The sequence below is a fragment of the Megasphaera stantonii genome, assembly GCF_025567065.1.
Taxonomy (GTDB): domain Bacteria; phylum Bacillota; class Negativicutes; order Veillonellales; family Megasphaeraceae; genus Megasphaera; species Megasphaera stantonii.
In genome coordinates this window covers 74,657-80,239 of sequence record NZ_JAOQKD010000010.1, presented here as the reverse complement: position 1 = coordinate 80,239, position 5,583 = coordinate 74,657, and the positions used below count along the sequence as shown (strand labels likewise).

The following is a 5,583-nucleotide window of genomic DNA, read 5'->3' as shown; positions in this document are numbered from 1 at the left end:
TAAGCCTCCTATGATTTAGATTGTATCATAGAAGACCTATACCTAGCAGTTATTTACAGAAAAAGCTTCACATAGTCCAATGTTTTGCATCTCATTCCCGATTGTTGGTTAGGCTATATATAAAATTCGGTTCTTAAACCGGCTATATCTTCGAATCCCAAAGCTGATTCGTTTTAGTACTTTGATTTTATTGTTGCACCCTTCTGTATATCCATTGGACCATGGATATTTCAGGGCATTTACAATTTCTTCGAACCAGTCTGTAAACGATTTTTGCAGCGATTGAAATTCTTCCAGGTCAGCAGAACGGACCAATTCCATCCAGTCCTGCAGTGCTGGTTCTGCATACGGTGTTCTCTTCATATCCAATACCTTGTAAAACGCTTCTTTGAGAGCGTACGCCTTTCGTAAGTCCTCTGAATGTGACAGGATTTCCTCAAGGCATACCAGCTCGTCCGGCATCAGCGTATGGCCGGCTTTCCGCAGAATCCGCTTATTCCGCTTGGAATAGCGGCTTTTCTTGGGGAAAGATTTCTGTACCCGCTTGCGCACCCGTTCCATGGCCCATAGTACCAGGCGAACGATATGAAACCGGTCGCATATGATGATGGCATTGGGAAAGACTTCCCGTACGACTTTCCGGAACAGATTCGACATGTCCATGATGACCCAGCGCACCCGGTTTCGCTGTTTCCGCGGGAACGAACAGAAATACTTGATAATATCCTGCGTATTCCGGTTGGGCAGGGTATCCAGCATCTTATGCGTAAAGGGATTCGTGATACTCGTCTGATACTTCTGGCCTTGGGCGTTGCCCTTGAATTCGTCCAACGCCAACAGCCGGGGCAGTCTTGTCGGCTTGGCATATTGTATGCGGTCAAAATAGCGGATTACCGTAGGAACAGACACCCGGTAGCGGGCGGCAATGGAGGTAAAGGTCTGGCGTTCCCGGCATTCTTTGAGAATCAGCAGCACCTGCTGGCTGCGGCGTTGATACGGCTGTACAAACGACAGCGGCGGGTAGAAGGTACGGTGGCAGGCCGGGCAGCTATACCGCCGTTTCCGAAACTGCGCATATACGGGAAGGTCATTTACGATAGCAATACACACGGTTTGCGAACGGTAATCCTTAATACGGGAAGTACGGGTATGACAATGAGGGCAACACTGCTCTTTCTTTGGTATAGACAGATGAAGAATCTGCTTATCTTCCAGCATTTCTAAAGGAGTTACTTCCGCCTCTTTTAAAAAGAGCATCTTTTCGATATAATAAGAATTGGACATAGGACATCTTCCTTTCTATTGGGTTTGGTCGCTTTAATAGTAACAGGAGATCTGTCGTATGTCCATTTTTTTGTAAAATGGGGTAACGGCAGATATACGATGTCTGTCGTTACCCCAACATTTATTATAGAACCTGTTTTTTCTATTCTATTGGATAAGGCGGCGTATATGGGATCATAACAAGTGGAGTATATTTATAATTTCAAATTATTGTGTATGATAATTGATATCTGTTTAGTATAAAGTTGTTTTGATGCTGCGGAATCTGAAGGGCTGAGGAGAGTTCGTATTGTTAAAGCTTTTTGAGAAAAACTTAGTATTACTGAATAGAACCGGGAGATATTCCATATTAAAATGTATGAAAAAGTTAAAAATAGTACAAGCCTATCTTGCTTATGAATAATTTTCTTAGTCTGTATAGTTAAAAAATTACTTTTTGCTTTACTGATTTTTGACAAAGTAAAGATTTTCTGGTAAAATACTAATCAGAGTTGCGGTACAATAGATTGTAGGCGCAGCTCGTATAGAGTGAAACATAGTACAATGTGAGGCAGTAAAAGAGAGGAAACTAGGACAACTCGCCAATGACCCCTTGCAGCGTATATGGGACGCTTGATTGTAACGGTGTAAGACGTGTATATCACAGTTTTTATCGAAAAGAGGTCATTTTACAATGAAAGCAAAAGTATTAGCAGCATTGGCAGCAACGATGGCAGTAAGCGCAACGTGTGCATTCGCAGCTAACCCGTTTGTTGACGTACCGACGGACAGCTGGGCATACAAATCCGTAGTAGAATTGGCTGACGCAGGCGTCATTCAGGGCGTAGACGGCGAATACTTCCAAGGCCAGCGCAACATCACCCGTTATGAAGCAGCTGAAATGGTAGCAAAAGCTATGGCTCACATGGACAAAGCTTCCGTTGAACAGCGTGCTTTGATCAACAAATTGGCTGACGAATATGCTGATGAGCTGAACAACCTTGGCGTTCGCGTATCGAACCTTGAAAACAAAGTCGGCAACATCAAATTCACCGGCGATGCTCGTCTCCGTTATCGTTACCAGGATGGTACTAAAGACAACGATGCTTCTTGGGATTATCGTATCCGCCTTCGTGGCCAGGCTCAAGTCAACGACCGCATTAAAGCAACGGTTGGCTTGACAACCAATAATCAGACCTTCAGCGACAATGGTACGGCTAGTGAAAACAGCGATATTGCAGCTGATATCTTGAAAATTGATTACAACTTCGGCAGTCCGAACTGGAACCTCAGCCTCGGCCGTGACGCTGCATATTATCTCGGCGGTGCTCGTTCCTATGGCTATCAGTACGGTGATGTATTTGACCGCGCTGAATTGAAATATCAGAACGACAGCATTGCTGTAACGGCTGGTTATGGTAAATTTAAGGAAGATGCTGGTAACGATAGTCTCCTTAAAGGATATCATCAATTTACAGGCAATGATGATTATGGTGTAGATGGGATGAAAACTGGTTACGGTGAAATCGAAGCCTTCTTCGGTAACAATTCTGCAGTAGGTGTTTATTATAACCAGTTTAGTCGTTCTGGTGGAAAACATGACACGCCGGAGTTGGCTATTGATGCTGATAATTTGTGGGGCGCATATGTTAGCTGGAATATCGGTTCCAAGTGGAATGTTCTCGCTAACTATGAAAGCATTGACCGCAATGGTGTCAGTGCAACAACGGGCAACGATGTAAGCGATCCGGAAGTATGGATTGGTAGAGTTATGTATGGCAAGGCTAACATGGCTCAGCCGAAATCCTGGGACATCTGGGTTGAATACATCGACGCTGAAGACGGTGCCTTCCTCGGCGGTTCTACTGGCTCTTGGAGAAACTTTGGTCAGCTCGATAACATTGAATCTTGGGGCGTAGGTATTGACTATGTATTTGCTAAGAATGCTAAATTCAGCGTTATGCAGTCCTTCGCTTCTGATTACAAAGACAATGGCAGATTCGGTGGAGAAAACGACGAAGAATTGACTCGTGCAGAATTCAACTTCGCATTCTAATTGAATCCTTAGGTTATATACAAAAGACTACTCAGCAATGGGTAGTCTTTTTGTTATGCTTATCGTCGTTGAATTTTGCCTCTAATATTGATACTATATACGTAACAAGACCATATCAATCAGCGTAACGGTAAGGGTAACAGTATCGTAACGTATTCATGATGGAGGAGAGCCATGGGAATCTATTTAAATCCAGGCAGCGATAAATTCCAAGAAGCGCTGCGGTCTGCCATATATGTAGATAAGAGCGGCATGATTGCCTATACAAATCGTATATTCAAATCATCCAATAAGTATATCTGTGTCAGCCGCCCCCGGCGATTCGGTAAATCCATGGCGGCTAATATGTTGTCGGCATATTATGATCGAACCGTAGACGGCAGTGCAGTGTTTCAAGGGTTAGCTATTGCTGGCAATGCGGATTTTGATATGTATCGGAATCAATCTGATGTGTTATTCCTCAACATGCAGGAATTTCTGAGTCGAAGCATGGATATGGCTTCTATGTTGAGTTTGCTGAAACGGCGAATTTTGCATGATGTACTGCGGGCATATCCCGATGTAGAATATTTTGACAGAACGGATATGATAGGATGTTTGGGAGACGTATATGCTGAAACAAATTGTCCCTTTGTCGTCATTATTGACGAATGGGACTGCATCTTCCGCGAATACCGAAACGATTATCAGGCCCAGCGGCAGTATCTGGATTTCCTGCGTGGCTGGCTCAAGGACAAAGCCTATATCGGCTTGGCCTATATGACGGGGATACTGCCTATCAAAAAGTATGGGACCCATTCGGCGCTGAATATGTTCACGGAATTTTCCATGACCAATCCGCGGGAGCTGACGCCGTTTGTAGGCTTTACGGTTGAAGAAGTCCGGCAGTTATGCGAACAGTACCATATGGATTATGAGGAAACCATGAGCTGGTATGATGGATACCAATTTCGAGATATGACGTCTATATGCAATCCCCGCTCTGTCGTATCGGCAATGGAAAGCGGCATACTGGATACGTACTGGACGGAAACGGAGACCTTTGAAGCGTTGAAAATTTATATCGACATGAACTTCTCAGGTCTGCGGGATACCGTTGTCAAGCTCATGGCCGGCGGGCGGCAGAAAATCGACACGAGGTCCTTTGTCAACGATATGACGACCTTCCATTCGGCTGACGACGTGCTGACCTTGCTCGTTCATTTGGGGTATTTAGGCTATGACTTCGATACGAAGGAAGTCTTTATTCCAAACCGGGAAATCATGGGCGAATACGTAACAGCGACGCGGGTGTCCCAGTGGTCAGAAATCGTTCATTCCGTGCTGCAGTCGGACAAGCTTCTCCAGGCTACGTGGAACGGCGACGAAGAGGCCGTAGCGAAAGGCATGGAGGAAGCCCATTTAAATACGTCCCACCTGCAGTATAACGACGAAAATGCTTTGAGCTATACTGTCTCGCTGGCCTATTACAGCGCGCGGCAGTACTATACGATCATCCGCGAACTGCCGACAGGCAAAGGCTTTGCCGATATGGTATTTCTTCCGAAGAAAAAATATGCCGACAAGCCGGCTATGATCGTGGAACTGAAATGGGATGGTACTGCCGACACGGCATTGCGGCAAATACGGGATAAACACTGTACGGAGGCTTTGAAGGATTACAAAGGAAATATCTTCTGCGTCGGCATTACGTATGACAGAGGCAGCAAAAAGCATACCTGCCGTATAGAAACAGAAACCATGTAATATGGGGTAGAAATCGGTTAGAAGCAATGACAGGAGGAGTATTCTGAGTGTCATTGCTTTTTCATGCCATACCGTCGTTGAATTTTGCCGCTGATGCTGATACTATATACATATATTATGTACGCAATATGAAGTATGTCGGTTAACGTACTCGTAACCAATGTCATAACGGGAGGACGACCATGGGTATTTATTTGAATCCGGGAGACAGGAAATTTAAAATGGCGCGAAACAGCCGCATATATGTCGATAAAAGCGGTCTGATTCGGTATCTGAATTCGGTTTTTGATACGGAGAGCCGGTTTATCTGCGTCAGCCGTCCCAGGCGATTCGGCAAGTCTATGGCGGCCAATATGATATCAGCGTATTATGACCGAACTGTAGACGGTGAGGCTGCTTTTCAGGGATTAGAGATCGCTGGCGATGCGGCGTTTGCTATGTATTGCAACCAGTGCGATGTTTTATTTATTAATATGCAGGAATTTTTGAGTTGCAGTCAGACCATGAAAGATATGTTG

Annotated in this window: 4 protein-coding genes; 3 read left to right on the top strand and 1 reads right to left on the bottom strand. The window is 44.8% G+C overall.

Going from position 1 to position 5,583, the window contains the following annotated elements; genetic code table 11:
- Positions 1–108: 108 nt before the first annotated feature.
- Positions 109–1,284 (bottom strand): ISL3 family transposase, encoded by a 1,176-nt coding sequence (locus OCV58_RS07205; RefSeq protein ID WP_154877402.1) that lies wholly within the window; start codon positions 1,282–1,284, stop codon positions 109–111.
- A gap of 673 nt (positions 1,285–1,957) precedes the next feature.
- Here OCV58_RS07205 and OCV58_RS07200 point away from each other — a divergent pair.
- The 3 genes from OCV58_RS07200 to OCV58_RS07190 form a co-directional block, all read left to right on the top strand.
- Complete coding sequence (locus OCV58_RS07200) at positions 1,958–3,319, top strand: S-layer homology domain-containing protein (RefSeq protein WP_154877401.1); 1,362 nt, start codon at positions 1,958–1,960, stop codon at positions 3,317–3,319.
- A 174-nt stretch (positions 3,320–3,493) separates the two neighbouring features.
- Positions 3,494–5,065, top strand: a complete 1,572-nt coding sequence (locus tag OCV58_RS07195; protein ID WP_154877400.1) for an AAA family ATPase — start codon at positions 3,494–3,496, stop codon at positions 5,063–5,065.
- A gap of 182 nt (positions 5,066–5,247) precedes the next feature.
- Positions 5,248–5,583: AAA family ATPase (locus tag OCV58_RS07190; protein ID WP_154877407.1), on the top strand; the 336-nt coding region annotated here is incomplete at its 3' end.

Coding starts and splice junctions, on each gene's coding strand:
- OCV58_RS07200 (WP_154877401.1), top strand. CDS start 1,958: ATGAAAGCAAAAGTATTAGCAGCATTGGCAGCAACGATGGCAGTAAGC.
- OCV58_RS07205 (WP_154877402.1), bottom strand. CDS start 1,284: ATGTCCAATTCTTATTATATCGAAAAGATGCTCTTTTTAAAAGAGGCG.
- OCV58_RS07195 (WP_154877400.1), top strand. CDS start 3,494: ATGGGAATCTATTTAAATCCAGGCAGCGATAAATTCCAAGAAGCGCTG.